Origin of the sequence: Rhodococcus sp. ARC_M12 (assembly GCF_022810385.1) — a bacterium.
In the GTDB taxonomy this organism is placed as follows: domain Bacteria; phylum Actinomycetota; class Actinomycetes; order Mycobacteriales; family Mycobacteriaceae; genus Rhodococcoides; species Rhodococcoides navarretei.
Genome location: NZ_JALGQI010000002.1, coordinates 333,323 through 357,014, shown reverse-complemented (window position 1 = coordinate 357,014; position 23,692 = coordinate 333,323). Strand labels below are relative to the sequence as shown.

Below are 23,692 nucleotides of genomic sequence, written 5' to 3'. Positions count from 1 at the left end.
TCCCATACGGCAACCGGCAGTACTCGAACACCATCTCCCGAATCTGCTCCCCTGTGAATTCAGCACTCAACATGCGGTAACCCTCCATAGCTTCTCGAATGACTCACGAGAAGCTTGGCAAAGAGGGTGCGCGCGGATTCGCCAGCCCCGCGGGCACTATTTTGCGTGCGGATGGCAAACGCGCGCGCGTTTGCGAAAACTGGGGCGGCGGAGAACTGAGGCGGCGGAGGACCGGGGGCGGCGAGGACCGGACCGGATTTCCGTGACCACCGTCACGAACCGGCTGACCGGTCGGGTGAAAAAATCTTCGAGTTCGTTTCGCGAAAGCGCATGCGCAAGCGCTTGTATTGGTCATAGGCTCCTGCAATCGAGCGACGCGACCGCGTGGCCGGGGACAAGGGAGTCCACATGTTCAATCACCGTCGGAAGTCCGCGCTGACGATCGGGACCGCGCTCATGGCCGGCTCGCTCGTATTCGGCCTGACCGCCTGCAGCGGTTCGGATTCGGGCAGCGTGAAGGTCGGGCTCATCACCAAGACGGATTCCAACCCGTACTTCGTGAAGCTGCGCGAGGCAGCGCAAGCGCAGGCGGATTCCAGCGGAGCCGAGCTGGTGGCTCTGGCCGGCGCATTCGACGGTGACAACGAAGGCCAGGTCGCGGCGATCGAGAACCTCGTCGGCCAGGGTGTGAAGGGAATTCTGATCACCCCGAACTCCTCGACCGGAGTCCTCGACGCGATCAAGAAGGCACGGGACGCCGGCGTCGTCGTCATTGCCCTCGACACCGCCACCGATCCCGAGGACGCGGTCGACGCCACGTTCGCCACCGACAACAAGGCTGCCGGAGTGAGCCAGGGCGAGTGGGTCAAGGCCACGCTCGGAACCACTGCGCCGCAGGTCATCATGCTCGACGGCACCGCGGGTGGAACGGTCGACACCTTCCGGCACGACGGCTTCCTCGAAGGCATGGGGCTGACGGACAGTTCGCCGGAAATCGTCGGTCAGGAGAACACCAACGGCGATCAGACCAAGGCGCAGACCGCCATGGAGAACCTGCTGCAGCGTGCCCAGGGCGTCAATGCGCTCTACACGATCAACGAGCCGGCAGCGGCCGGCGCTTACCAGGCGATTCAGTCGGCCGGGCGCGCAGATCAGATCACCATCGGCTCGATCGACGGCAGCTGCACCGGTGTCGAGAACGTCAAGTCCGGCATCATCGGCGCGACGGTGATGCAGTTCCCGGCGAAGATGGCCGAGGAGGGCGTCGACGCGGTGGTGAAGTTCGCCGAGGACGGCACCAAGCCCAGTGGCTTCAACGACACCGGCTCACAGCTCATCACCGACAAGCCGGTCGACGGGCTCGAGTCGCAGGACACCGCTTGGGGCGAAGAGAATTGCTGGGGCTGATCGCGAAGTACCGGCGAACACCGGGATGTGATTCGTGAGTACCGATACCGCCGCAAAGCCCGAGGCTCCGAGCCGGTTCAACGTGGGCACCATCCTGCGTGAACCCCTGCTCGGGCCGATGGCCGCGCTCCTCATCGCCGTCATCGTCTTCAGCTCGATCTCGAGCTCGTTTCTCAACCCGCAGAACGTTTCTCTGATCCTGCAGCAATCGGTGGTCGTCGGCATCCTGGCCGTCGGCCAGACGCTGATCATCCTCACCTCCGGTATCGATCTGTCGATCGGCGCGGTGGCGGTGATGGGGTCCATCGTGATGGCGCAGTCGGCCGGCGCGAACGGTCCGGTGGTCGCACTGGGGTCCACACTTGCCGTGTGCGTGGCGTTCGGCGCGATCAACGGCGGATTGGTGACGGTTCTGCGACTGCCACCGTTCATCGTCACACTCGGTACGTTCACCGCTATTCAGGCCGCCACCAGATTGCTGGCCGGCTCCGAGACCTACCAGGTGCCGAGCGGACCTCTGACGTTGTTGGGTACCTCGTTCAAGATCGGCAGCTTCTCCACCACCTACGGCGTGGTGGTGATGCTGCTGGTGTACGCCGTGATGTGGTACGCATTGTCCCAAACCTCCTGGGGCAGGCATATTTACGCGGTCGGCGGTAGCCCGCAGGCCTCGGATCGCTCCGGCATCAAGTCCGGTCGCGTGCTGTTCTCGGTGTACATCGTCACGGGAGTCATCGCGGCGATCGCGGCGTGGGCAGCGCTCGGACGGATCCCCAATGCCGATCCGAATGCCTATCAGAATGCCAACCTCGAATCGATCACCGCGGTGGTCATCGGTGGAACCAGCCTGTTCGGTGGCCGCGGCACCGTCATCGGCACTCTGGTCGGGACACTGATCGTCGGTGTGCTGCGCAACGGACTCACTCAGGCAGGCGTCGACAGTCTCTACCAGAACATCGCGACCGGAATTTTGGTCATCGTCGCGGTGGCCGTCGATCAATTCGCCCGTAGGAGGTCACAGTGAACGCTCCCCTCGCTCTGGAAGCGCGTGGTCTGGTCAAGACCTACGGCAGCGTGACGGCCATCAACGGTGCAGATTTCGAGTTGCGGGCCGGTGAGGTACTGGCGGTGATCGGCGACAACGGCGCCGGAAAGTCCAGTCTCATCAAAGCGTTGGCCGGTGCCGTGATTCCCGACTCGGGCGAGATCCTGATGAACGGATCGCCGGTGTCGTTCAAGAACACCCGTGACGCACGCGCGGCCGGCATCGAGACGGTCTATCAGGACCTGGCCGTCATACCGGCGCTCGACATCGCCTCGAACGTCTATCTGGGACGCGAGATCAAGCGTAAAGGGATCAGCGGCAGTATCTTTCGGCGTCTGGACATGCCGAGGATGCGGGAGGAGTCGTCGAAGCATCTGCAGGACCTGAAGATCGGCATCAAGTCGGTCAATCAGGCAGTGGAGACGCTTTCGGGTGGTCAGCGTCAGGGCGTGGCAGTTGCACGCGCGGCGGCGTTCGGGCGCGGAGTGATCATCATGGACGAGCCGACGGCCGCACTGGGTGTGCGGGAGTCGGGCATGGTGATCGATCTGATTCGCACGATCCGCGACCGGGGCATACCCGTGGTGCTCATCAGCCACGACATGCCGCACGTGTTCGAGGTCGCCGATCGAATTCACATCCACCGCCTCGGCAAGCGCGCAGGCGTCGTGAATCCGAAGAACCGCACCATGTCCGAGGTCGTCGCGCTCATGACCGGCGCGGAGGAGCCGACCGACGATGAACGCGCCGGCCGCTGAATCGACCCGTCCGGTCGGAGTTTTCGTCGGCCTGGCGACACTCGACGTCATCCATCGAGTGTCGGCAGCGCCGGCACCCAACCAGAAGATCACCTCGAGCGCCCAGTTCGTCGCGGCGGGAGGTCCGGCCGCCAACGCGGCCGTCACCTTCGCCGCGTTGGGCGGCACAGCCGTGCTCGTCACCGCCCTCGGCGACGACCCGGTGGCTGCGCTGGTCAAGGCCGACCTGACGGCCTTCGGTGTAAGGGTGATCGACGCGGCCGAGGGTTCCACCAGGTCGGTGCCGGTCTCGGCGGTGACGGTGATCGAATCGACCGGTGACCGGTCGGTCGTCTCGGCCGACGCCGTGAACTCCGACGCCTCGCCCCCGGCGGATCTCGAGGCCGTCGTCGCCGGTGCCGACGTCGTTCTCGTCGACGGGCACCACCCCCTGATCGCCTGCGCCGCCGCGGAACATGCGGCGGCGCGGGTTACCACGTTGGTCGTGGACGCCGGTCGCTGGAAACCGGTGATGAGCGAGCTGGTCCCACACGCCACGGACATGGTGTGCTCGGCCGACTTTCGCGCTCCCGGTACCTCGGACACGACGACGACTGCCGCGGCACTCGTTGCATCCGGTGTTCGGACCGTCGTCACCACCCACGGCGGCGAGCCCGTCGAATGGTGGTCCGACGGCTCATCGGGATCGGTCGACGTCGAGCCCGTTGCAGTAGTCGATACTCTGGGAGCCGGGGATGCGTTCCACGGCGCGTATGCCTACTACTCCACGCAGCCGGGTTCCCTTGCCGAGCGCATCGACAGGTCGGCTCACGTTGCCGCACTGCGTTGCTCGGTGATCGGGCCCCGAGTGTGGCTACGCCAACTTTCCGCTGACACCCTGACTACCCACGGACTCGAAAGCGACAACGGTGAGCATTGACCAGGACGTACAGGAAGCCACCCTCGAAGAACTCGTGGAGTTGGCGCGCACGCTGGCCGTACCTGGTGAGCGGCGCATACTCGGCCTGACCGGTGCACCCGGTGCCGGGAAGTCCACTGTGGCTCAGCAACTCGTCGACGCGCTCGGGCCGGAACTCGCGGTACTCGTTCCGATGGACGGATTCCACCTCGCCAACGAAGTGTTGATCGAGCTGGGCCGGCTCGACCGCAAGGGTGCCCACGACACCTTCGACGACGACGGCTACGCGCGGTTGATCGCCGCCGTTCACGATCAGCGGCCGGGCGGCCCCCTGGTGTACGCGCCGAGGTTTCGGCGCGAGATCGAGGAGTCGATCGGGTCCGCCATCCCGGTGCCGTCGACCGTCCCGCTCGTCATCACCGAGGGCAACTATCTGTTGATGGAGTCCGACGCGTGGCCCGCGGCACGGGCGATGATCGACGAAGTCTGGTTTTTGGCTCCGCACACGAGGGTTCGGCACGAGCGTCTGGTGGCCCGGCACGAGGCGTACGGAAAATCGCACGAGGACGCGGAGTTCTGGGCACTCGGCTCGGACGAACGCAACGCGGAACTGATCGGGTCGACTGCGCGCCGCGCCGACCGAATCCTGCGGCTGACATGACGATTCCGCAGAGCCTCGAGACACGACAGCGCTGGGCCGACTGATATGCCCACGATGGATGACGTCGCTCGCCTGGCAGGGGTGTCGGTTTCGACCGTCTCGCACGTGCTCAACGGAACACGCAACGTCAATCCCGCCACCCGGCAACGCGTCGACGCGGCGATTCTCGAGATCGGATACCGTCGCAACGTCGTTGCTCGATCGCTCGCGGCGGGCCGAACTCACACCGTGGGACTGTCCATCGCCGCGTTGACGAACCCGTACTTCGGCAGCCTCGTCCATGCCGTCGAGCGTCGGTTGTCCGAGGCCGGATACGTGTTGATTCTCGGCGATTCGCACGACGAGCCGCAGTCCGAGCGGAGGGTGACGGACTCGCTGTTGGACCGCCAGGTCGACGGTATGATTCTCGCGCCCGCGGCTGGATCGGAAGTCTCCACGATCCCGGAGATCGTCCGCAGCGGAACGCCTCTGGTGTTGATCGACCGAATGCTCGACGTGCCGTGCGATCAGGTCGGCCCGGAGAACGACGCGTCGGCGTACGAGCTCACCGCCCATCTCCTCGATTCCGGCCATCGACGCATCGCGATCGTCCGCGGCATCGAGGGAATCTCCTCGACGACAGAACGATTCGACGGCTATGCCCGTGCACTGGCCGATCGAGGTATCGAGCTGGACCTCCGGTTGGTCGTCGACGGGCGGTCCAACGTCGAGGTGGCCGAGTCCCGGGTGCGCGAGCTGATGTCCGGTCCGCATCGGCCGTCGGCTCTGGTGTCGATGAACAACTCGATGACGATCGGATCGCTGAAAGCCGTTCGTGGCCTTGGCTTGTCGATCCCCGCAGATCTCGCCTTCGTGTGCTACGACGACTTCGAGTGGTCGGACCTGTTCGAGCCCCGGCTCACAGCGGCCGCTCAGGACGTGCAGACGATCGGCCGAACCGCAGCCGACCTCGTGCTACGGCGTATCGAGGGACACGAGGACGCGCCTCGATCCATCCGTGTACCGACCACCTTCACCCATCGAAATTCCTGCGGCTGTACGGCAGCAGACAAGCCGGTCGCACCCCGAAGATAGGACAGCTCATGCCGATTGCCAGTCCGGAGCAGTACAAAGCCATGCTGGACCGCGCCAAGGAAGGCGGGTTCGCGTACCCGTCGATCAATGTCACCGGCTCGCAGACACTCAACGCTGCGCTTCAGGGATTCGCCGAAGCCGAGAGCGACGGCATCATTCAGGTGTCGGTCGGTACCGCGCTCTACCTGTCCGGCAATGCGGTGCAGAACCGCTTCGCCGGCTCCAAGGCGCTCGCGCAGTACGCCCACGAAGTGGCGCAACACTATTCGATCTCGGTGGCACTGCACACCGATCACTGCCCCGCCGAGAACCTCGACGACTGGGTCCGGCCATTGCTGGCCGACGCGATCGAACGCCGCGGCCGAGGACTGGAACCGCTGTACCAATCGCACATGTGGGACGGCTCGGCGGTGCCGCTGGACGAGAACCTGCGGATCGCGCGCGAGTTGCTCGACCTGTCGGTGGAGGCGAACACCATTCTGGAGATCGAAGTGGGAGTGATCGGCGGCGAGGAAGACGGGGTGTCACACGAGATCAACGAACAGCTGTACTCGACGGTCGACGACGCTCGCGCCACGATTGCCGCGCTCGGTGCGGGGGAGCGCGGTCGCTACATGACGGCTCTGACCTTCGGCAACGTCCACGGCGTCTACAACCCCGACTCGGTACATCTGCGACCCGAGATCCTCGACGAGATCCAGTCCGTCGTCGGAGCCGAGACCGGTAAGGACAAGCCCTTCGATCTGGTGTTCCACGGCGGATCGGGTTCCAGCGCAGAGGACATCGCCTCCGCTGTCGCCAGCGGGGTGATCAAGATGAACATCGACACCGACACTCAATACGCCTTCACCAGATCGATCGCCGGACACATGATCAGCAAATACGATCAGGTCCTCAAAGTCGATGGCGAGTACGGAAACAAGAAGGCGTACGACCCCCGCTCCTGGGGCAAGCCCGCCGAGACGGCCATGGCAGCTCGGGTGGTCGAGGCCACGCAGATGCTCGGTTCGGCGGGTCGCACGATGCGCTGAGAACTTTTTGCGCCGAACGTGTCGAAATCTGCGGACCGGTTCCGTCCCAGGGTCGAATGCGGCAAGAATGGCCGCATCGAACGTCAGGAGACATCATGGCCAAGTACCTCATGCTCAAGCATTACCGCGGCGCTCCTGAGCCGATCAACAGCGTCCCGATGGACCGGTGGACGCCTGCGGAGGTGCACGCCCACATTCAGTTCATGCAGGATTTCGCCGCCGAACTCGAAGCCACCGGAGAGTTCGTCGACGCTCAGGCCCTGGCTCCCGAGGGGACCTGGGTGAGCTCCGGCGGTGAGGGCAAGCCACCGGTCACCGACGGTCCGTTCGCCGAGACGAAGGATCTCATCGCAGGCTGGATGATCATCGACGTCGAGAGCTACGAGCGGGCGCTCGAGCTCGCCGGACAGCTGTCGGCCGCGCCGGGAGCAGGCGGCCAACCGATTCACGAATGGCTCGAACTGCGTCCGTTCATGGAGGCTCCTCCCACCATCGCCGACTGACGATCGCCATGGACCCCCAGGTGCTGCGGGCATCGACACCCGCGGTGATCGGCGTCCTCGTCCACCGCGGAGCAGACTTCGCGTCGGCCGAGGACGCCGTACAGGAGGCGATGCTCGAGGCGACCTCCACATGGGTCGACCGAGTGCCGACCGATCCGAAGGGTTGGCTGGTGACCGTCGCGTGGCGAAAGTTTCTGGACGCGCAGCGCTCCGAGAAGGCGCGACGAGCCCGCGAGTATCGAGTCGCTGCCCAACCGGATCCCGGCAGTGTGGGCGGCGTCGACGACACGTTGCAGTTGTTCTTCCTGTGCGCGCATCCCTCGCTCGGTCCGGCGGCAGCGGTGGCACTGACGCTGCGTGCCGTCGGGGGATTGACGACACGGCAGATCGCGCAGGCGTATCTGGTGCCGGAGAAGACCATGGCGCAACGCATCAGCCGAGCCAAACGCACAGTGCGCGACGTGCGTTTCGACGCGCCCGGTGATGTCGGGACGGTGCGGCGGGTGCTGTATCTCGTCTTCAACGAGGGGTACACCGGGGACGTCGACCTTGCGGCGGAGGCGATCCGGTTGACTCGGCAGTTGTCGACGCTGTCCGAGGACGAGGAAACGGCCGGACTGTTGGCGCTGATGTTGCTGCATCACGCGCGGCGCTCGGCGAGGACCGGATCCGACGGCCACATCATCCCTCTCGCCGAGCAGGACCGATCTCGTTGGGACACAACGCTGATAGCGAAGGGAGTGTGGATTCTGCAGGCAGCGCTCGCGCAGGATCGGTTGGGCGAGTTTCAGGCTCAGGCGGCCATCGCCGCCCTGCACGCCGATGCGACGACTGTGGAGGAGACCGACTGGCTGCAGATAGTCGAGTGGTACGACGAGTTTCTCGCTCTCACCGACAGCTCCGTCGTGCGACTCAATCGAGCGGTGGCGATCGGGGAAGCCGACGGTCCGGCGGCGGGGCTCGAGGCACTGGGCGAGGTCGATCCGGCCGTCCCGCGGCACACGGCGGCGGCCGCGTATCTGTGCGAGAAGTCGGGTGATCTGCTGCGTGCCGCCGAGTTGTACGCGCAGGCGGCGGAGAAGGCGTCGTCGATTCCCGAGCGGCACCATCTGACGCTGCAGGCCGCGCGGATCAGGGCCAGCTGAGACCTGCGACCAACCAACGGACCGATCGGTTTCGTAATCCGATCGTTAGCGATCGAAAGCTGAATTCGTGCAACCCTCGTATGGTGCTGAAGTTGCCAATGGGACAGATGAGGAACAAACAGAGTCGCTCGGCCTCGGTGGTGACGGTCCTTGCGGTGGCGGCGATGCTGATGACCGGAACGTCGGCGCAGGCGTTGCCCGGCAACTCGGGATCGGCCGATGCGGCTGCGGGAGCCATCGGTATCCATCAGGTGTCGGCCACCCGCGCGGTGCTGAACGTGTTCTCCCCGTCCATGAATCGGGTCATCTCCAATGAGGTGCTGCATTCGCCCGACGGTGGACCAGCGCCCACTCTGGTACTGCTCAACGGCGCGCTCGGCAACGAGGACGGCGTGGGGTGGCTCAACAACTCCGGCGTCGAACAGTTCTTTCTGGACAAGAACGTCACGGTCGTCGCGCCCATCGGCGGGCGCTTCAGTTTCTACACCGATTGGCAGACTACGGATCCGGTGCTCGGCAGCAACATGTGGCAGACCTACCTCAGCCGCGAATTGCCTGCCGCCGTCGACGCGGCCTACGGATCCACCGGTAGGCGCGGCGTCGCCGGGCTGTCGATGAGTGGTGGGCCCGCCCTCGACCTGGCGATCCAGGCTCCGGACGTGTTCGACGCGGCCGCGTCGTTCAGTGGATGCCCGGCCCCGTCCAACCCGCTTGCCACTGCTGGGATCTCGGCGATGATCGCCGGCGGGCTCAACAACCCCTTCAACATGTGGGGTCTGCCGGGAAGCCAGGGATGGCGGGATCACGACCCGTCGCTCAACGTCGAGCGGCTACGCGGCACCGCGGTCTATGTCAGCTCGTCCCGTGGACTACCCGGACCGGTGGATCGCATTCCCGAGGGCGCGATCCCGCCGTTCGGGGGAATGGCGGTCGAAGCGATGGTCAACCATTGCACGTCGATCTTCGTCGACGCCCTGCGCCGAGCCGACGTGCCGGCGACGGTGTCCATGCGTGGGGAGGGCGCACACACCTGGCCGTTGTTCGAGGATCAGTTGCGCGAGGCCTGGTTCACCACTCTGGCACCGGCTCTCGGAACCAGGTGATTGCACCGAGACCGTCGCGGGTACGCGTCCGTGGACAGCACCGACGAAGGGACCACGTACATGTCGAAGGACGAACTGCACAAGGGCGACAAGGTCGAATGGCAGACCCACGGCACCACGACCGAGGGTGAGGTGGTGGAGAAGATCACCTCCGAGACCGAAGCTGCAGGCCGAACCGTGAAGGCCTCGAAGGACGAACCGCAGTATCGCGTCGAGAGCGACAAGTCGGGCAAGGACGCGGTGCACAAGCCGGAGTCGCTCGACAAGAAGAACTGACGATCGAAGTTCGCTGCGCCCCGAGTCTTGGACTCGGGGCGCAGCGTCTTCTCAGGCCTGAGGCACCGAACGCTCTGCGCCCCAGCTCCGTTCGATGTATCCCCGAATTCGCTCGATGTCCTCGGCGGGAATTCGCTCCGGCTCGCCGTTCTCCAGCGGATCCGTATGGAATATGTAGAGCCGTGACGCGAACTGGTCGAACGGCAGCGAACCTTCCCCTGCGCGTTCGCCGTTGCCCGCCGTTCCCACCACGACGCCGTCGCCCCAGTCCTGCCCGCTGTCGTTGTTCGGGTTGAAGAAGTACACCCGCATCACGCCGTCGGGGTCTGTGGTCACGCGCAGGATCGTGATGGCGTGCCAGCCCACATACCGTGCCGCACTGTCGGTTACGGCCACACCCGCCGGCTGCGGGTGGATCAACGGTTGGTGGCCGTTGTACTCGGGGTGGTACGCCGCATAGAACTGGCGCAGGAATGCGTCCAGGTCGACGAGATTACCGGTCGCGACATCGACGTCGATATGGAACTCGCGTGCTGACCACCAGCCGTGGAACTCCGGGTTGACCCAGCGGTGCGGATCGCCCGGACGGTCGGCGCACCGCCGGACCATCTCGGCGTAGATGCGATCGAGGTGCGGAACCAGCAGCAGCGACGTGGGGTCGAGATCGACCGGATCGGACGTGGCGACGCCGCTCACGCTCTCGGTCGACGAGATCGACTGGCCCTCGAAGTGCATGACGATCTCCTCGTCACGCGCCGCCCACACCACCATCTGCAGGAGGTAATCGGGATCGTTGTAGGCCCACATCGACAACGCTCGCGCGGATTGACACGTCGGGTTGTCGCCCTGGCCGACGCCGAGCGGTTGCCCGAGCATCGAGAGCAAACCACCGAGCAAGCGCGACTCGGGTGCGGGGACCGGCCCGAACGTGGTGATCAGTCGTTCCCGCACTGCCGGAGCGAGTTTCAGCGACATCTGGCGCCACAGTGACGGCACGATCGGCGGCTGATGCAGAATCCCGCGATCGAGGAGCAACGCCAGTCCGTAGAGGCACTGCGCAGTTTCGGGGAACACCGTCTCCTCGATGAGGCGATGGACCAGTTCCGGATATCGCGTCAGGCAGGTCCGGCCGGTATCGGACAGACCCAGTGCCTCGGGAAGGACGTACGAGTAGTGATCGACGAGGTACTGCGTCAGCGTCGCGTGGTACGGCGACACCAGACCGGTGTCGTGCATCGCGCGCGCAAAACCGCGAGCCTCGAACTGCAGCGCCTCGACATCCATCGCCTCGAGCCGCGATCGGTACACCTCGACGCCCGGATCCTCCCGGCACGCATCGGTGGTACCGAACAGGGCTGTGATCAGTCGATCCAAGCCCTGCCCGGAAGTACCGAGGTCGACGGTCGGATCGTCGCGATAGATCGCGATACGGGTGACCATCGCTTTGATGGTGTCCACCTGGATCGGACGCTGGCGCAGTATTCGCCAGATCTCCTCGAGCAACTCGTCGAGCACACTGTCGTACCCGATCTGCTGCGCGATGTACCCGAACAGATCGCGAATCAGATGTGCGGTGCGCCCCAGGCGAACTCGCTCCGATTCCGACGGCGGTGTGAACAGCACGTCGAGATTGAGCGCAAGCACCTGTGACAGGAACCGGCGCGCGTCCTCGGCAGTCACCGCCGAGTGGTCGTACTCGCCCGCGACGATCGCGACCATGCGCAATTCGCTCGTCGCCTCGAGCACCACGGTGTCGTCGTTCCCGCTGCGCAAACTGGGTCCGACGAATCCCGGGACGAGAATGTCCGGCTGGGCCCAGTCCGTGCCGGCGAACAGCCCGGCCTTCTCCAGCGTCGCAGCGCGCTCACGAATTGCGTGACAACCCCCGGTTTGCAACAACACTCGATGCAAGGCGTCGAGAACTCGTCGCACCTTCGTGCTCTTGCTGAACTCAGGTGCATCGGCCAAGGCATGCGTCGCATGGTCGAGTTGCGCCAGCCGCGACGCCAGAGCCTTGTCGACCGGTGCGGGCTCATCCATCGTCTGCGACGGCGGGTCGGTGTCGTTCCCGAGTTGTTGCCTCACACGTAGAAGTCCAGTTCTTCCTGATGCTTCAGCAGGTCACGCATGACGTAGGTATCCTCGCCGAAGAAGTACAGCAGTCCCCAGTGGGTACCGAATGCCGTTCTCTTGGTGACGGTTTCCTCGACGGGTGCCGACAGGTCGTTGGTCTCGTAGTAGTCGTGCCCGGTCGTCTCCTCCGGAATCTGCAGTTGGCTCACGACGCGGCGTCGGGGGTAGACGCCGAAACATCCGGCGACACCGGTGGCATCGACAACCTCCCGCGGGAAGAAGGCGTCGATTTCCTCCTCGGTGGTCTTCGGATCGAACGCCAACGCCAGGCCCTGGTAGGCGTTGAATCCGTAGGCCCGCTCGAGGAGCTCGAACACCTTGAAACCCGGTGGGCGGTAAGCCACTTCACCGAAGTACATTTCACCGTCACTGGTGACGAAGTACTCCGGGTGAATGAACCCGAACTCGATGTCGAAGGTCTTGATCAGCTTCTCGATCTGCACCGTGATCTGCTCGCGGTACTTCTCGAGTTCCGGCGTCGCGGGAACGAACACCGAGTATCCGAGGGTCACGTACTCGGAGATGTTGAGGAACTTGATCTTGCCGTTGTGGATCCACGCTTCCACGGCGAACTCCCAGCCGTCGAGGTGCGATTCCATCAGTGCCGGGAATTCCTCGTCGGGAATGGAGTCGACCTCGTCCGGAGTGCGAATGACGCGGTGGCCGAGGCAGCCTGCTTTGTCGAATGCCTTGACATGGATGGGATCGTTCGGATCGCCGTCGAGCTTGAGCAGGGTCTGGTTCACCCGCTTGAGGAATCGGATGACGTCCTCGCGGTCGTGCGCCTCCTCGAAGATGCCGACGCGGATTCCGCCGAGCTGAGCGCGACGCTTCATCAAGGACTTGTCGCGCAGCAGCATTGCCTGCCCGAACAGTCGCGGGTTGTCGAGAAGTACAGAATTGATGGCACCGGCCCACTCGACCGTCTCCTCGTAGAGCGGGATCGCGACGTCCACACCCTTGGCCTGCAGAGTTTCGGCGATCTCCAGCGATCTGTCGTTGAGTCGCTCGAAATTCCACGGTAGGTAGGGAATGTCGTGCTCGGTGCAGTACGCCTCGGCCCACTCGGGCGCGACGACGACGTAGCGCCGGTCGAACTTGTCCAGTGCTTCCACTGCGGCCAAACTCCACCCCAGCAGAGCCACGAAACCCTTGTTCGGGTCCTTCTCCAGCCTGTCTGGCTGCGCCATGAAGTTCCTTTCCCTTCGATGATTCATCGGTCGAGGTCCTTCGCTCCACCGTACAGAGGCGCTATCGGCTGCTCGGCACCGCTGTGTGTGACGGTCGATCTCGAACCCGCCGTACGCAGGTGTTCAGTACTGTTCACGATCGACAGATATCCGCAGATCGTGCACGATCGTGAACGGTGAGGTGCGGTTCGCGCCCACGACGAGCGAGGAGGACGGATGACGGTCGACAAAACCGGTGCCGAGGTCGAGATCTCCGAACAGGCGGACCGTTTCACCGTGTCGGTGGACGGCGCACAGGTCGGGTTCACCGAGTTCGTCGACGACGAACACGGCAGACGCATCTTCTTCCACACCGAGGTCGACGCGGCCTACGGCGGACGTGGTCTGGCAACGATTCTGGTGCAGGAGGCGCTCGACGCCACCCGCGCAGACGCCAGGCGAATCGTTCCGATCTGCGAACTGGTTGCGGCCTTCGTGGGCAAACATTCGGAGTACGAGGACAGCGTGGAGCAGCCCACCGACGAGATCCGGCAGTGGCTGGCCGACCGACAGGGCTGAACACGGGAATACGGTCGGCGCTCGTCCCGTTGGACTCGGTACAGTAGTTGCACAGTCAACTACATTGCCGAAAGGGACGATGATGCCTGCAGTGACGGTCGACAACATTCTCGAGTTGCCCCGAATCCCCATGCCCGACGCCACCGCGGTCCCTCGGCCGGTTCGGTCCGTCACGACGGCACCGACGGGCTACGAGGGTGAGGGCTTTCCGGTCCGTCGAGCGTTCGCCGGACTGGACATGACGTCCCTCGACCCGTTCATTCACATGGATCAGATGGGTGAGGTGAATTACGCGCCCGGTGAGCCGAAGGGAACGCCGTGGCATCCGCACCGCGGATTCGAGACGGTCACCTACATGATCGACGGCATCATGGAGCACAAGGACTCTCACGGCGGCGGCGGAATCATCAGCGGTGGCGACACCCAGTGGATGACGGCGGGTGGTGGCATTCTGCACATCGAGGCCCCGCCGGAGTATCTGGTGCTGTCCGGCGGGCTGTTCCACGGTGTGCAGCTCTGGGTAAATCTGCCGCGCGAGAACAAGATGGCGCACCCGCGTTATCAGGACATCACCGGGAGCAAGGTGGCGTTGGCGTCGAGTCCCGACGGCGGTGCCTTGGTGCGCGTCATCGCCGGTGAGATCGCGGGTCTGCAGGGACCTGGGTCCACATACACTCCGATAGCGCTCTCGCACAGCACGATCGCACCGGGCGCGGAGTTGACGCTGCCGTGGAATCGTGAATTCAACGCACTCATCTACGTTCTCGCGGGCGAGGGAACGGTGGGTGCCGAGAAGCATCCGATACGGATGGGACAGACGGCGTTGTTCGGCCGCGGCGACACGATCGAGATGTCCGCGTCGGCGGTGGGGGAGTCGCTGGAGGTGTTCGTTCTCGGTGGCAAGCCGATTCGGGAACCCGTCGCGATGGCAGGCCCGTTCGTGATGAACACCAAGTCCGAGGTGCTGCAGGCGTTCGAGGACTACCAGGCCGGCCGGCTCGGAGTTCCCGTCGAGTGATCGTCTCGGCCGTGCGACGATCTCCCGCATGAGCGACGCAGAACCCCGTATTCGTAGAACACGGCTGTATCGCCGATTGGTCACCCGCGCGGACGGTCCGCTCGAGCCCGCGCGGGCGGCCAGGAGGCTTTCGGCCTACGTCTACGGGAACATTCTGGTCCTCGCGGCGGTCGCGGCGTCGACGCCCGGTTCGATCGAGCACGGAACGGCTGTTGTGCTGGTTCTGGGCACTGCGGTGACGACTTTTCTGGCGCACGTGTTCGCGGATTTCGTCGCAAGCAGTCAGATTCCCGAAGCGCACGGTGATGCGACCGACGAGCAACGCACGTTCGAAGCCGTCGAGGAACTTCGTGATGCAGTCCCCATCCTGAGTTCCGGTACCGTCCCTGCACTGATGCTGGCCCTCGGTTGGTTGTCGGTGCTTCCTGGCCAGTGGTCGGAGCTGCTGGCCGGTGTCGTCATCGTGGTGCGCATCGCCACTATTCAGATGGTCACGGAGCGAATTCGTGGGAACTCGTTGACCTTCCGCGCATTTCTGGGTGGGTTGGCCACCGCGGCGGTTGCGGCACTGATCGTCTTGGCGAAGGTCTTTCTGGGGCACTAGCTCCCGAACTCGGCGTACAACTCCGGCAGGAAGCCCGCGAGGTGGTTCATCTCCTGCCCGCAGTGCAGCATCAGTTCTCGGGCGAGATCGAGCCCGAGTACGAGGTCGGTGGGGTCCACCGACGCGCCGCGTTGGACGGCGCACGCGGCCTGCTTCACGTCCGGCACGCGCAGTCCTCGCAGGTTCAGGTGGAAACGGCTCCGCATCTCGGCACCGCCGGCGACGGGTCGGACCTGGTGGGCCAACCAGCCCAGGTCCACCGGTGCGATGGAGCTGCCTACTCTGCCGAACACGATCGTCTGGTCTGCGGGAACGTCGAAGCCGTGCGCAATCGGATCGCGAAAGCCGATACCCAACTGCTGCAGCTTCGGCCCGACGTATTCGTCCACGAAGGTCGTGTTGCCGATGTATTTGGCCTTGTCGGGTATGTCGAGTGCAGTTCGATCGTCGGCCAGCGCGGCATACAGATGGGCATCGGGATGCCACAGTTTGTAGCGCGCGGCCTCGGTGGAATGCCAGCCGAACCACCAGTCCCACATGGCCGCCGTCACGCGTGGCATCACCGTACGGACCGCCACGAATGTCACTCCGTCCGCGCGTCGGCCGTATCCGGTCTCGACCGCGGAGTAGCCGGTGGGTGCGAGATCTGTTGTGATCGAGTCGAATTCGGGAACCGAGTCGGGCGCGAGTGCAGGTCCGGCGTAGGCCTCGGTGACGGCTTCCTGTGCGGGAGTGGTTCGCTGCGCCATGAACCGTGCATAGGGCCGTTCTCTGTCGGTGTCGCGATAGCCCTGATAGCGCTCGCCGCACCCGGTACTCGAACCGGTCGTGGGAGACGCTGCGGCCGTGGCGACCGGACCGACGACGGCTGCGGTGGCCGCGGCTGCTGCTCCCATGATGATCTGGCGTCGGGTCGGTCCTCTGCTCACTCATCCACCCCTCTCAACAGAAGTTGAGGATAATGTGCAGAATCGTCGGCTGTCAATGGCCGGGCACTACACTGCGCGGTATGAGTCCGGCACACCCCAAGGACGACGAATCACGAGTGCGGCGGCGCGACGAGATCGCGACGGCAGCGATCGAGGTGCTGGCCACCAAAGGTTTCCGTGGCCTGACCCACCGCGCGGTGGACGCGGCCGCGGGACTGGGGCCCGGGTCGGTCAACTACCACGCGCCCACTCGAAGTCGGCTGCTGCACCTGGCTCTCGGCCAGTTGTTCGCTCGCGACTTCGAGATCGCCGGAGCGACCTTCGGCAGTCTCGTCGATGTCAAACCGCTGACCGTGGACGTCGTGGTGGCTCGGATCGTCGACTTCATCGAGGCGATGACGACCGGCGAGGCCGCAAAACGAGTGATCGCTCGCAGCATCATGCTGGGCGAGGCGCAGCACGACGCCGAGGTTCGCGAGCTGTTCGACACTCAGCGCGGTGCCTTCGTCACCTACACCCAGTGGATCGTCGCCGCACTCGACTCCGAGGACCCACAGTCGGAAGCAGAAACTCTGGTGGTGATGATCGAGGGTCTGATTCAGCGGCAAGTGCTCATCGGGTCTCGCCTGCCCCGGTCTTTCGTGGAGCAGATGCTGCGCACGATCGTGGTGAACTCGCCGCTGATTGCCGATCGGGCACAGGACGGGCGGACATCACCCCAGTAGCGACCGACGCTCGGTGTGGGTGAACGTGAAGATCGTTGCGCCGAAGCTGATCAGCGCGGTCAGGAGCAATACCTGCGGGCCGGTGATGACGACGCCGATGAAGGCACCGATCGCGCCACCCAGTGCGAACGATCCGAGAAGTGCTGTGTAGCAGAGCCAGTCGTAGCGCGTCCCGCCGCCGAACAGGTGCCGCTCGATACCCTGGCCGAGTTTGACCAACGTGCCGGTGACGTAGCTGAGCGGAATGTACGTCTCTTCCTTCTTCGTGAAGGCGGTGTTCAACGCACCGAGGGCGAACGCCACCAACAGGATCGGGTAGAAGTTCACGGTCGCCGACGACCAACCGGAGATGGCGATGTCGATCGATCCTGCCGCTGCGAGCGCGACGGTGGTCAGCACGGTTGCCCCGTGCGGATGGTTCGACCAGTAGCGACGACGGCAGATGGAGGAGACGACCACGCCGGCCAGGAAAGAGCCCATGAGTGCCAGAGCCGCAATGGGTGAGGCTCCCGGGGTGACCTCCTTGCCCTCGGGATGCCCGAAGTGCCCGACGACGGCACGTTCGGTGTTGCCGGTCATGAAGGTAACGAAGTAGCCGGCGGAGTGCAGGAAGGCGACTGCGCCCACCATCCCGGCAAGCCCGGACAGAATCCAGGACAGACGAGCTTCGGCACCGACGGCTGTCTCGCGGCTGATCGTCAATGGGGAAGTCATGACTCGATTCTCCTGGGCTGAGGCGAACCGGCAATACTTTGAGTTGTCGGTCACATAACCGACGTCGATTCCTCGACGGCCACCATTCCGCGGTGCATCACCCTGTTTCCTACCACCGCGCTGTGATCGGCTCGATGCATCACACATCTGTTGTCCCACATCACCACGTCGTCGGGTGCCCACGAGTGCCGCAGCAGGTTGTCCTCGTGCGTGGAGTGCTCGAAGAGGTATCGAATCGTCTCCTGCGCCTCGTCGGCGGACATTCCGCTGATCGCCACGCACCGCGCGGGCGCAGACAGGGCCAATGCGGTACGCCCGGACACGGGATGCACTGCGAACAAGGGATGTTCGGCGGAGGAATCGGTGTCCGACGCCACCCCGGTCACACGATGCGTCACCATGCGTCCGGCCAAGTGCGCTTTTCGGTCGTCGGGCAACGTGTCGTAGGCCGCGTACTGGTCGCTGAACAATGTGCTGCCACCGGCCCGCGGTACCTCCACCGCGCGTAAGGCGGTGTACGCAGGTGGATTCGGAACGTAGGTGGTGTCCACGTGAAAGGTCGATTTCGGAGGTGTCGTTCGGCCGACGTTGCTGATGACGTTCAGGTCGGGGAATCCCGGCACCGGCGTCTCGCCCTCGGTGAACATCATGTCGCCGAATCGGCGCAGGAACGCGAGAAAGTGCTCGTCGTCCACAGACTGCCGCCGCAGGATCAGTACGCCGTGTTCGGCCAACAGCATTCGTAGTTCGTCGACCGCGGCCGAGCCCACGTCCAGGTCGTCGATCTCGATTCCCAGCGTCATGAGGACAACTCCTTCACCAACAGTTCGTCGAGCGAGTGTGCGAACAATTCGTCGACGGCGATCCCGGCTGCCGAGGCCATCACAGCGAGCACACTGGACGGGGAGTACGAGCAGTAGAGACCGGCTTCGAGAAACCACGGTTCACCGTCGGGGTCGATGCGAAAGTCGAAGAGTCCGTAGTGCCGGCAACCCAGGGCTCGGTAGCACGATCGTGCTGCGGCCCAGACCTTCTCGGTGATCGGATCGGAGACGTCCACCATCCACGCCTTGGTCTGCTCCTTCGCGACCAGGTACAGATCTCCGTTCGAGGTGCGATTCAACTTGTCGGCGCTGGTGCGTATCGACTCGACGGCATACTCCTCCAGGGGAAGACAGATCAGTTCACCGCCTCGTTCGATGATGCCGCAGCGGACTTCGCGGCCGAGTTCGATGTACGACTCCACCAGCGCCGCGCTCGAATACGTCAGCGCCTCACTCACTGCGCTTGTCAGACGGTCGGATTCGCGAACGAGCGTGACGCCCATCGAATTGTCCGAGTCCACGGGTTTGACCACGACCGGCAGATCGACCTCGACGTTCTCGCCGCATCGCACCACAACGCCGTCGGGAACCGCGACCCCGGCCGCGGCGACGACGGCTCGGGCTCGAGCTTTGTCCGCCGTCATCGCCATCACGTCAGGACCGTTGCCCACATACGGCACGCCCAGCAGGTCGAACAGGCTGCGATACGTCGTCATGCCGGGCAGACAGAACATCTGCGGCACCATGACGTCGAAGTGCCACGACGACATGACCTCCACCGCCTGCGTCAACGTCATCTGATGCGCTGCAGCCACACTGGCGGCATCGATGCCGCCGGGGAAACTCCAGAGTCCGCCGGGGGAGACGAACGCGACCTCGAACCGGTAGGCGGGATCACCACCGAACGCGTCGAGGAATCCGCCCGCGTACACCCGAGACAGATCGCAGTGGAACTCGTCCACCGAGGATCCGACGAGTACCAGGACCGACACGGTCATCAATCGCCTCCGTTCTCCACGAGCTTGCCGATGTTGAAATCGATGCGAGACCACCCTCGGCGCATCAGCAGGTTGCGCACCAGCAGTGACGGAATCTGGAGGTGGTGCACCAGCAGGTACGGCAGAGGATCCCATCCCGTCAGGATGGCGTCCTTGCCGCGGAAGATGCTGCGCAGCCGAGCCTTCCGATCGGACTCGGTGATCAGACGCCACAATTCGTGGTAGATCCAGTACGTCGATCGGGCCGTCGGGCTCGGGACGATCACCGGATGACCGTCGTCGAGGTACGCGGCAGCCAGGTCTGGATGGTCGTAGAACATCGTGATGGCCGAATGGGTGCGGGGGTTGCATTCGATGGCATAGATGTGGCCGTCGGCGGCGGACTCGATGAAGTCGAACGAGAGCTGGCCGGTGACGTCGAGCGAGGAGACGAAAGTGTCCACCCAGCGCAGGATCTCGGGCTTGTCCACCATCTCGTAGTTGACCTGGAACGCCGACGATTCGCAGCAGCCGTACACCTGCAACCGCCCGCCACGAACGGTCCCGTGAGTGCAGTACTCCTGGCCGGGAACGAACTGCTGGAGGATCCACGGATCGTCCTCCGAGATTCCGAGACCCTGTGCGAATCGCAGATTCTCGGCCGGGGTCCCGCGGGTGAGGCGGGTGAGGTCCATCCGGCCGACCGGGTTGTAGGAGATGCGCTTGAGGATGTACTCGCGGCCCGGTGGGAAGTCGAACTCCTCGATCTGCTGCACGTCGGTGATGCGCCGCCAATCGGGAACGCGTAGTCCCAGCGCTGCAGCGTGCTCGGAGAATCGCGATTTGTCGTCCAGCATGCGAACCGTATCGCCGTCGCCGTGAATCACCTCGCAGTGTGGATCGAGGAGTGCTCGTGCGTCGGCATCGTGAATGCTCGCAGCGGGGCTTGCGACGGGCACGAAGACGTCGACGCCTTCGCGAAGAACCACATCCAGAAGTGCTCGGGCGTAACCGGATTCGGTGGGCTCGGGAATGCAGTGGAATCGGTCGACTGCCCGCGAGAACCGATGTCCGGTGAAACGGTACTTGGCCGATTCCACCAGGACGACGCGATGCCCGGCGAGGTGGAAGGACCGTGCGAGCTGCAGGGCCTTGGTCATCTTGCCGCCGCTGATCAGGACCGTCCTGGGCGAATCGGATCGGCGCGTGGCCGGTCGGCCACCGCGAACGACAGCCACCCCCGCCGCCACGAGATCGGCGGGGATGGTGACCGCGAGGCCGGCGAGCGCGGCGACGGTACGAATCATGTTCGACGGATCAGCGTCACGCCGTCGCGCAGAGGAAGCAGTACTTGCTCCACACGGGGGTCGTTCGCCACGTAGTCGTTGAATTCGGCGACGGCGCGACCGTTCTCGGTGGGCTGTTCGCTGTACGGCTGGCCCTGCAGCAGGGTGTTGTCGACAGCGATCACGGCGTTCTCGGCCAGCAGCTCGCTGCCGAGCAGGTGCTCCACGTACGCGCGGTATCCGGTTTTGTCGGCGTCGACGAAGACCAGATCGAACGTTCCGTCCAGCCTGCGGAGGGTGTCGAGTGCCGGCCCCACCTCCACCGTGATGGACGAGCCCGCAGGTGATTCGGCGAAGCAGGACTGCGCGAACTCGGCCACGTACGGATCCACCTCGCAGGCCACCACCTCGCCGCCTGGGGGCAGGGCCTCGGCCATCGCCAATGCCGAGTAGCCGGTGAACATACCGATCTCGAGCACCCGCTTCGCCCGGGTCATGTGGACGAGAAACGCAAGGAATCGTCCCTCCACGTGACCGGAGAGCATCTCCATCTCCAGGGGCCCCGAGCCGGAGACGACGTCACGCGATCTCCAGTCCTCGGTGCGGGTCCGCGTCGCCAGTGTTGCCAGAGCGGCGGATTGGGAGGTGGTGCAGGTGTCGAGATACGGGTCGAGTCCCGCTGCGAGATCGCGGGCTCGATGAACACGGGTGGTCAGTTCGTCGGTGACCCCGACACCGGCGTCGAGCAGATCGGCTATCTCGCTCAGCTCGCGCGCCAGAATGGTCGTCGGGGTCACCGGTCGCGGGGCCTTCGTCACGGCGTCGGTGCGGTGAACATGTCGAGGCCCTCGCCTGCCCGAGGAAAGTCCAGACAGATCTTCTTGTGCAGCGTCAGGACGTCGGCCAGCTCGGCTGCGTCGAGGTCGTTGAGGAAGCGGCACGTACCGATCGGATCCGGCACCGCGGCACGCAGAATACCGTCGCGAGTCTTGAGGATCGATGCCGTTGCCTCGGAGAGTAATTCGGGTGTCAGGTACGGGCTGTCCAGGGCCAGGCCGATGCTCGACATCACTCCGAGCACTCGATCGCGGTCGGCCGTGGACAGGTGTCCGCGTTGCTCGGCGACGGTCGTCGACAGAGCCATGTCGATGTTGATCGCGTGGCCGTGGAAGAACGGTGCGGGCGGGGTCAGCTCGAGGGTGGGGCTCCACGTGTGGCCGAAGGCGATGACGCGATCGAGATCGATCTCGTGCAGATTGGGAGCCTCGAGTTCGAGCATGGTGGCGATCGCCGAGTAGGTCAGTCTGTCTGCGACCGAACGCAATTCCGCTGTTCCGTCGAGATGACCGAATCGGGTTCGCAGTAGTTCCGGTCCGTACTGTTCCAGCATCTCGAAGATCTCCAGATTGCCGACGACGGAGATCTTGATCAGCTCGGCCATGCCGTTGCGAACCTGATCCTCGGGCAGTGTGCCGAGGAACGAGAAGTCCAGCAGCACCTTCTGCGACGCGTGGTACGCACCCAGGCGGTTCTTGTGCTTTCCGTAGTTGACGGCCACCTTGATGGAGACGCTCGCGTCGATCAAGCCGATCAGTGTGGTGGGAATGCGAATGTACGGAGTGTTGCGACGGTAACTGGCGCACGCGAAACCTGCTACGTCCGTGGTCAGTCCGCCGCCCACCACCAGTACCGGCTCGGTGCGGACCAGGCCGAACGCATCGAACTCTCCCACGATGCGCTCGAATGTCTCCAGCGACTTCGCGGTCTCCGCGATCTGAACCGGAACGACCGTCAGGGCGATGTCGTGGTGATCGAAATACGCGCTGATCCGGTCGCCGTAGATCTCGTGGACCGATTCGTCGACGACCATCAGCGCGCGACCGTACGGCCGGTAGCTGTCGGCCAATTCGGTGTTCTCGAGTGCGAACACCCCGTCGACATAGATCAGGTCGTATTCGATCCGCTCGTATCCTTCGACACGAAACGACCTGTCCCCGGCGACGACCTGGGCCTGAAGATTGCTCACTGGTTACTCCTGGAGGATTGGATGGAAGGTCAGACTGAGAGCAGAGCTCGGAGGCGCTCGGGATCGAGTGCATCGACCGTCTCGGCGGCCGAGCCGAATTCGGTGCCCGCGGTGTTCTCGTTGGGGAATGCAACGCAGGTGATGCCCGCGGCTGCTGCTGCCTGGACGCCGCCTGCGTTGTCCTCGATGGCCACGCTGTCGGACGCGTTCTCTCCCAGCGTCTTCAAGGCGTATTCGTACGAGGCGGGATCGGGCTTTCCTGGCTCGACCGAGGTCGCATCGACGATGATGTCGAACGAATCTGCGGTCAGCTCGGGAGACAGAGCGGCCAGCAGCGCGTCGATGTTCTCTCGCGAGGTCGTCGTCACGAAGCCGACCTTGAGGCCGTTGGCCTTGGCCGAGTCGATCGTGTCGGCCACGCCTGGCCTGGTCTCGACGTCGGATTCGCCGATCAGACGCTGGAAGATCTCGGACTTGGTGGCGTGCACGGCGGCTGCGTCCACCTCGGTGCCGGTCTCGGACGCGTACTCACTGATGCGGTTGGCACCACCGTTGGATCCGAGCATGGCGCGGTAGTCCTCGCGAGACCAGTTCCAGTTCAGGTCGTGTGCAGCGAACGCCTCGTTGAACGAGCGGCGCTGCAGTTCGGACGTGTCGACGAGAGTGCTGATCGAGCCGAACAGAATTGCGGACATGGATGCCTTTCGGAGCGAGAGACGTTGTATCGGTCAACGTCTCGCGCATGCGCGATGGGGTGAGTTGGTTCGGGGGGTATGCCCCATCGGCACCGAATTGGAAACCTTCGAA

25 protein-coding genes are annotated in these 23,692 nt (G+C 64.3%); 15 read left to right on the top strand and 10 right to left on the bottom strand.

What is annotated here, in order from left to right; genetic code table 11:
• Nucleotides 1-408: 408 nt before the first annotated feature.
• The 11 genes from MTX35_RS05265 to MTX35_RS05215 all read left to right on the top strand — a co-directional run bounded on the left by MTX35_RS05265 (nt 409) and on the right by MTX35_RS05215 (nt 9,901).
• Nucleotides 409-1,407 (top strand): substrate-binding domain-containing protein, encoded by a 999-nt coding sequence (locus MTX35_RS05265; protein ID WP_243593953.1) that lies wholly within the window; start codon nt 409-411, stop codon nt 1,405-1,407.
• Nucleotides 1,408-1,441: 34 nt separating this feature from the next.
• Nucleotides 1,442-2,431 carry an ABC transporter permease gene (locus MTX35_RS05260; RefSeq protein ID WP_243593952.1) on the top strand — a complete coding sequence of 330 codons (990 nt, stop codon included), beginning with the start codon at nt 1,442-1,444 and terminating at the stop codon, nt 2,429-2,431.
• Nucleotides 2,428-3,210 (top strand): ATP-binding cassette domain-containing protein, encoded by a 783-nt coding sequence (locus MTX35_RS05255; protein ID WP_243593951.1) that lies wholly within the window; start codon nt 2,428-2,430, stop codon nt 3,208-3,210. Before MTX35_RS05260 ends, MTX35_RS05255 begins: the two co-directional genes overlap by 4 nt.
• Complete coding sequence (locus MTX35_RS05250; RefSeq protein WP_243593950.1) at nt 3,191-4,129, top strand: PfkB family carbohydrate kinase; 939 nt, start codon at nt 3,191-3,193, stop codon at nt 4,127-4,129. The genes MTX35_RS05255 and MTX35_RS05250 overlap by 20 nt, the downstream gene beginning before the upstream one ends.
• Nucleotides 4,119-4,769 (top strand): nucleoside/nucleotide kinase family protein, encoded by a 651-nt coding sequence (locus MTX35_RS05245; RefSeq protein WP_243593949.1) that lies wholly within the window; start codon nt 4,119-4,121, stop codon nt 4,767-4,769. Before MTX35_RS05250 ends, MTX35_RS05245 begins: the two co-directional genes overlap by 11 nt.
• 45 nt (nt 4,770-4,814) lie before the next feature.
• Nucleotides 4,815-5,843: a LacI family DNA-binding transcriptional regulator gene (locus tag MTX35_RS05240; RefSeq protein ID WP_279395659.1), complete on the top strand. Its 1,029-nt coding sequence runs from the start codon at nt 4,815-4,817 to the stop codon at nt 5,841-5,843.
• 8 nt (nt 5,844-5,851) lie between these two features.
• The gene (gene fbaA / locus MTX35_RS05235) at nt 5,852-6,874 is read left to right on the top strand and encodes a class II fructose-bisphosphate aldolase (RefSeq protein ID WP_243593947.1); all 1,023 of its coding nucleotides are present in this window, start codon (nt 5,852-5,854) and stop codon (nt 6,872-6,874) included.
• Nucleotides 6,875-6,969: 95 nt separating this feature from the next.
• Nucleotides 6,970-7,377: a YciI family protein gene (locus MTX35_RS05230; RefSeq protein WP_243593946.1), complete on the top strand. Its 408-nt coding sequence runs from the start codon at nt 6,970-6,972 to the stop codon at nt 7,375-7,377.
• A gap of 8 nt (nt 7,378-7,385) precedes the next feature.
• The gene (locus MTX35_RS05225; protein WP_243593945.1) at nt 7,386-8,522 is read left to right on the top strand and encodes an RNA polymerase sigma factor; all 1,137 of its coding nucleotides are present in this window, start codon (nt 7,386-7,388) and stop codon (nt 8,520-8,522) included.
• Between the two features lie 107 nt (nt 8,523-8,629).
• The gene (locus tag MTX35_RS05220; RefSeq protein WP_243593944.1) at nt 8,630-9,625 is read left to right on the top strand and encodes an alpha/beta hydrolase family protein; all 996 of its coding nucleotides are present in this window, start codon (nt 8,630-8,632) and stop codon (nt 9,623-9,625) included.
• A 60-nt stretch (nt 9,626-9,685) separates the two neighbouring features.
• The gene (locus tag MTX35_RS05215; RefSeq protein ID WP_243593978.1) at nt 9,686-9,901 is read left to right on the top strand and encodes a DUF2945 domain-containing protein; all 216 of its coding nucleotides are present in this window, start codon (nt 9,686-9,688) and stop codon (nt 9,899-9,901) included.
• Nucleotides 9,902-9,952: 51 nt separating this feature from the next.
• Here the strand turns inward: MTX35_RS05215 and MTX35_RS05210 are convergent, their stop codons facing one another.
• Nucleotides 9,953-11,941 carry a hypothetical protein gene (locus MTX35_RS05210; protein WP_243593977.1) on the bottom strand — a complete coding sequence of 663 codons (1,989 nt, stop codon included), beginning with the start codon at nt 11,939-11,941 and terminating at the stop codon, nt 9,953-9,955.
• A 41-nt stretch (nt 11,942-11,982) separates the two neighbouring features.
• Nucleotides 11,983-13,224: an acetyl-CoA carboxylase biotin carboxylase subunit family protein gene (locus MTX35_RS05205; RefSeq protein WP_243593943.1), complete on the bottom strand. Its 1,242-nt coding sequence runs from the start codon at nt 13,222-13,224 to the stop codon at nt 11,983-11,985.
• A 216-nt stretch (nt 13,225-13,440) separates the two neighbouring features.
• On the opposite strand from MTX35_RS05205, the gene MTX35_RS05200 reads away from it, so the two are divergent.
• The 3 genes from MTX35_RS05200 (at nt 13,441) to MTX35_RS05190 (ending at nt 15,404) form a co-directional block, all read left to right on the top strand.
• The gene (locus MTX35_RS05200; RefSeq protein WP_243593942.1) at nt 13,441-13,782 is read left to right on the top strand and encodes a GNAT family N-acetyltransferase; all 342 of its coding nucleotides are present in this window, start codon (nt 13,441-13,443) and stop codon (nt 13,780-13,782) included.
• An 82-nt stretch (nt 13,783-13,864) separates the two neighbouring features.
• Nucleotides 13,865-14,800, top strand: a complete 936-nt coding sequence (locus MTX35_RS05195; protein WP_243593941.1) for a pirin family protein — start codon at nt 13,865-13,867, stop codon at nt 14,798-14,800.
• A 28-nt stretch (nt 14,801-14,828) separates the two neighbouring features.
• The gene (locus MTX35_RS05190) at nt 14,829-15,404 is read left to right on the top strand and encodes a hypothetical protein (RefSeq protein WP_243593940.1); all 576 of its coding nucleotides are present in this window, start codon (nt 14,829-14,831) and stop codon (nt 15,402-15,404) included.
• On the opposite strand, the gene MTX35_RS05185 is transcribed toward MTX35_RS05190, so the two are convergent.
• Nucleotides 15,401-16,333 carry a DAPG hydrolase family protein gene (locus MTX35_RS05185; protein WP_243593939.1) on the bottom strand — a complete coding sequence of 311 codons (933 nt, stop codon included), beginning with the start codon at nt 16,331-16,333 and terminating at the stop codon, nt 15,401-15,403. The two genes, MTX35_RS05190 and MTX35_RS05185, sit on opposite strands and share 4 nt — an antisense overlap.
• A gap of 80 nt (nt 16,334-16,413) precedes the next feature.
• Between MTX35_RS05185 and MTX35_RS05180 the strand changes: the two genes are divergently transcribed.
• Nucleotides 16,414-17,058, top strand: a complete 645-nt coding sequence (locus tag MTX35_RS05180) for a TetR/AcrR family transcriptional regulator (RefSeq protein ID WP_243593938.1) — start codon at nt 16,414-16,416, stop codon at nt 17,056-17,058.
• Here the strand turns inward: MTX35_RS05180 and MTX35_RS05175 are convergent.
• The 7 genes from MTX35_RS05175 to MTX35_RS05145 are packed head-to-tail and all read right to left on the bottom strand — an operon-like array spanning nt 17,047 to nt 23,580.
• On the bottom strand, nt 17,047-17,772 hold the full coding sequence (locus MTX35_RS05175) for a YoaK family protein (protein ID WP_243593937.1): 726 nt from the start codon (nt 17,770-17,772) through the stop codon (nt 17,047-17,049). The genes MTX35_RS05180 and MTX35_RS05175 overlap by 12 nt on opposite strands.
• A gap of 50 nt (nt 17,773-17,822) precedes the next feature.
• On the bottom strand, nt 17,823-18,575 hold the full coding sequence (locus MTX35_RS05170; protein ID WP_243593936.1) for a TauD/TfdA family dioxygenase: 753 nt from the start codon (nt 18,573-18,575) through the stop codon (nt 17,823-17,825).
• Nucleotides 18,572-19,594, bottom strand: a complete 1,023-nt coding sequence (locus MTX35_RS05165) for a D-alanine--D-alanine ligase (RefSeq protein ID WP_243593935.1) — start codon at nt 19,592-19,594, stop codon at nt 18,572-18,574. The genes MTX35_RS05170 and MTX35_RS05165 overlap by 4 nt, the downstream gene beginning before the upstream one ends.
• Complete coding sequence (locus tag MTX35_RS05160; protein WP_243593934.1) at nt 19,594-20,880, bottom strand: ATP-grasp enzyme; 1,287 nt, start codon at nt 20,878-20,880, stop codon at nt 19,594-19,596. Before MTX35_RS05160 ends, MTX35_RS05165 begins: the two co-directional genes overlap by 1 nt.
• Nucleotides 20,877-21,656: a class I SAM-dependent methyltransferase gene (locus MTX35_RS05155; RefSeq protein ID WP_243593933.1), complete on the bottom strand. Its 780-nt coding sequence runs from the start codon at nt 21,654-21,656 to the stop codon at nt 20,877-20,879. Before MTX35_RS05155 ends, MTX35_RS05160 begins: the two co-directional genes overlap by 4 nt.
• 17 nt (nt 21,657-21,673) lie before the next feature.
• Nucleotides 21,674-22,885, bottom strand: a complete 1,212-nt coding sequence (locus MTX35_RS05150; RefSeq protein ID WP_243593932.1) for a sedoheptulose 7-phosphate cyclase — start codon at nt 22,883-22,885, stop codon at nt 21,674-21,676.
• A gap of 29 nt (nt 22,886-22,914) precedes the next feature.
• Nucleotides 22,915-23,580, bottom strand: coding sequence for an HAD-IA family hydrolase (locus tag MTX35_RS05145; protein ID WP_243593931.1), 666 nt, complete (start codon nt 23,578-23,580; stop codon nt 22,915-22,917).
• Nucleotides 23,581-23,692 lie beyond the last annotated feature (112 nt).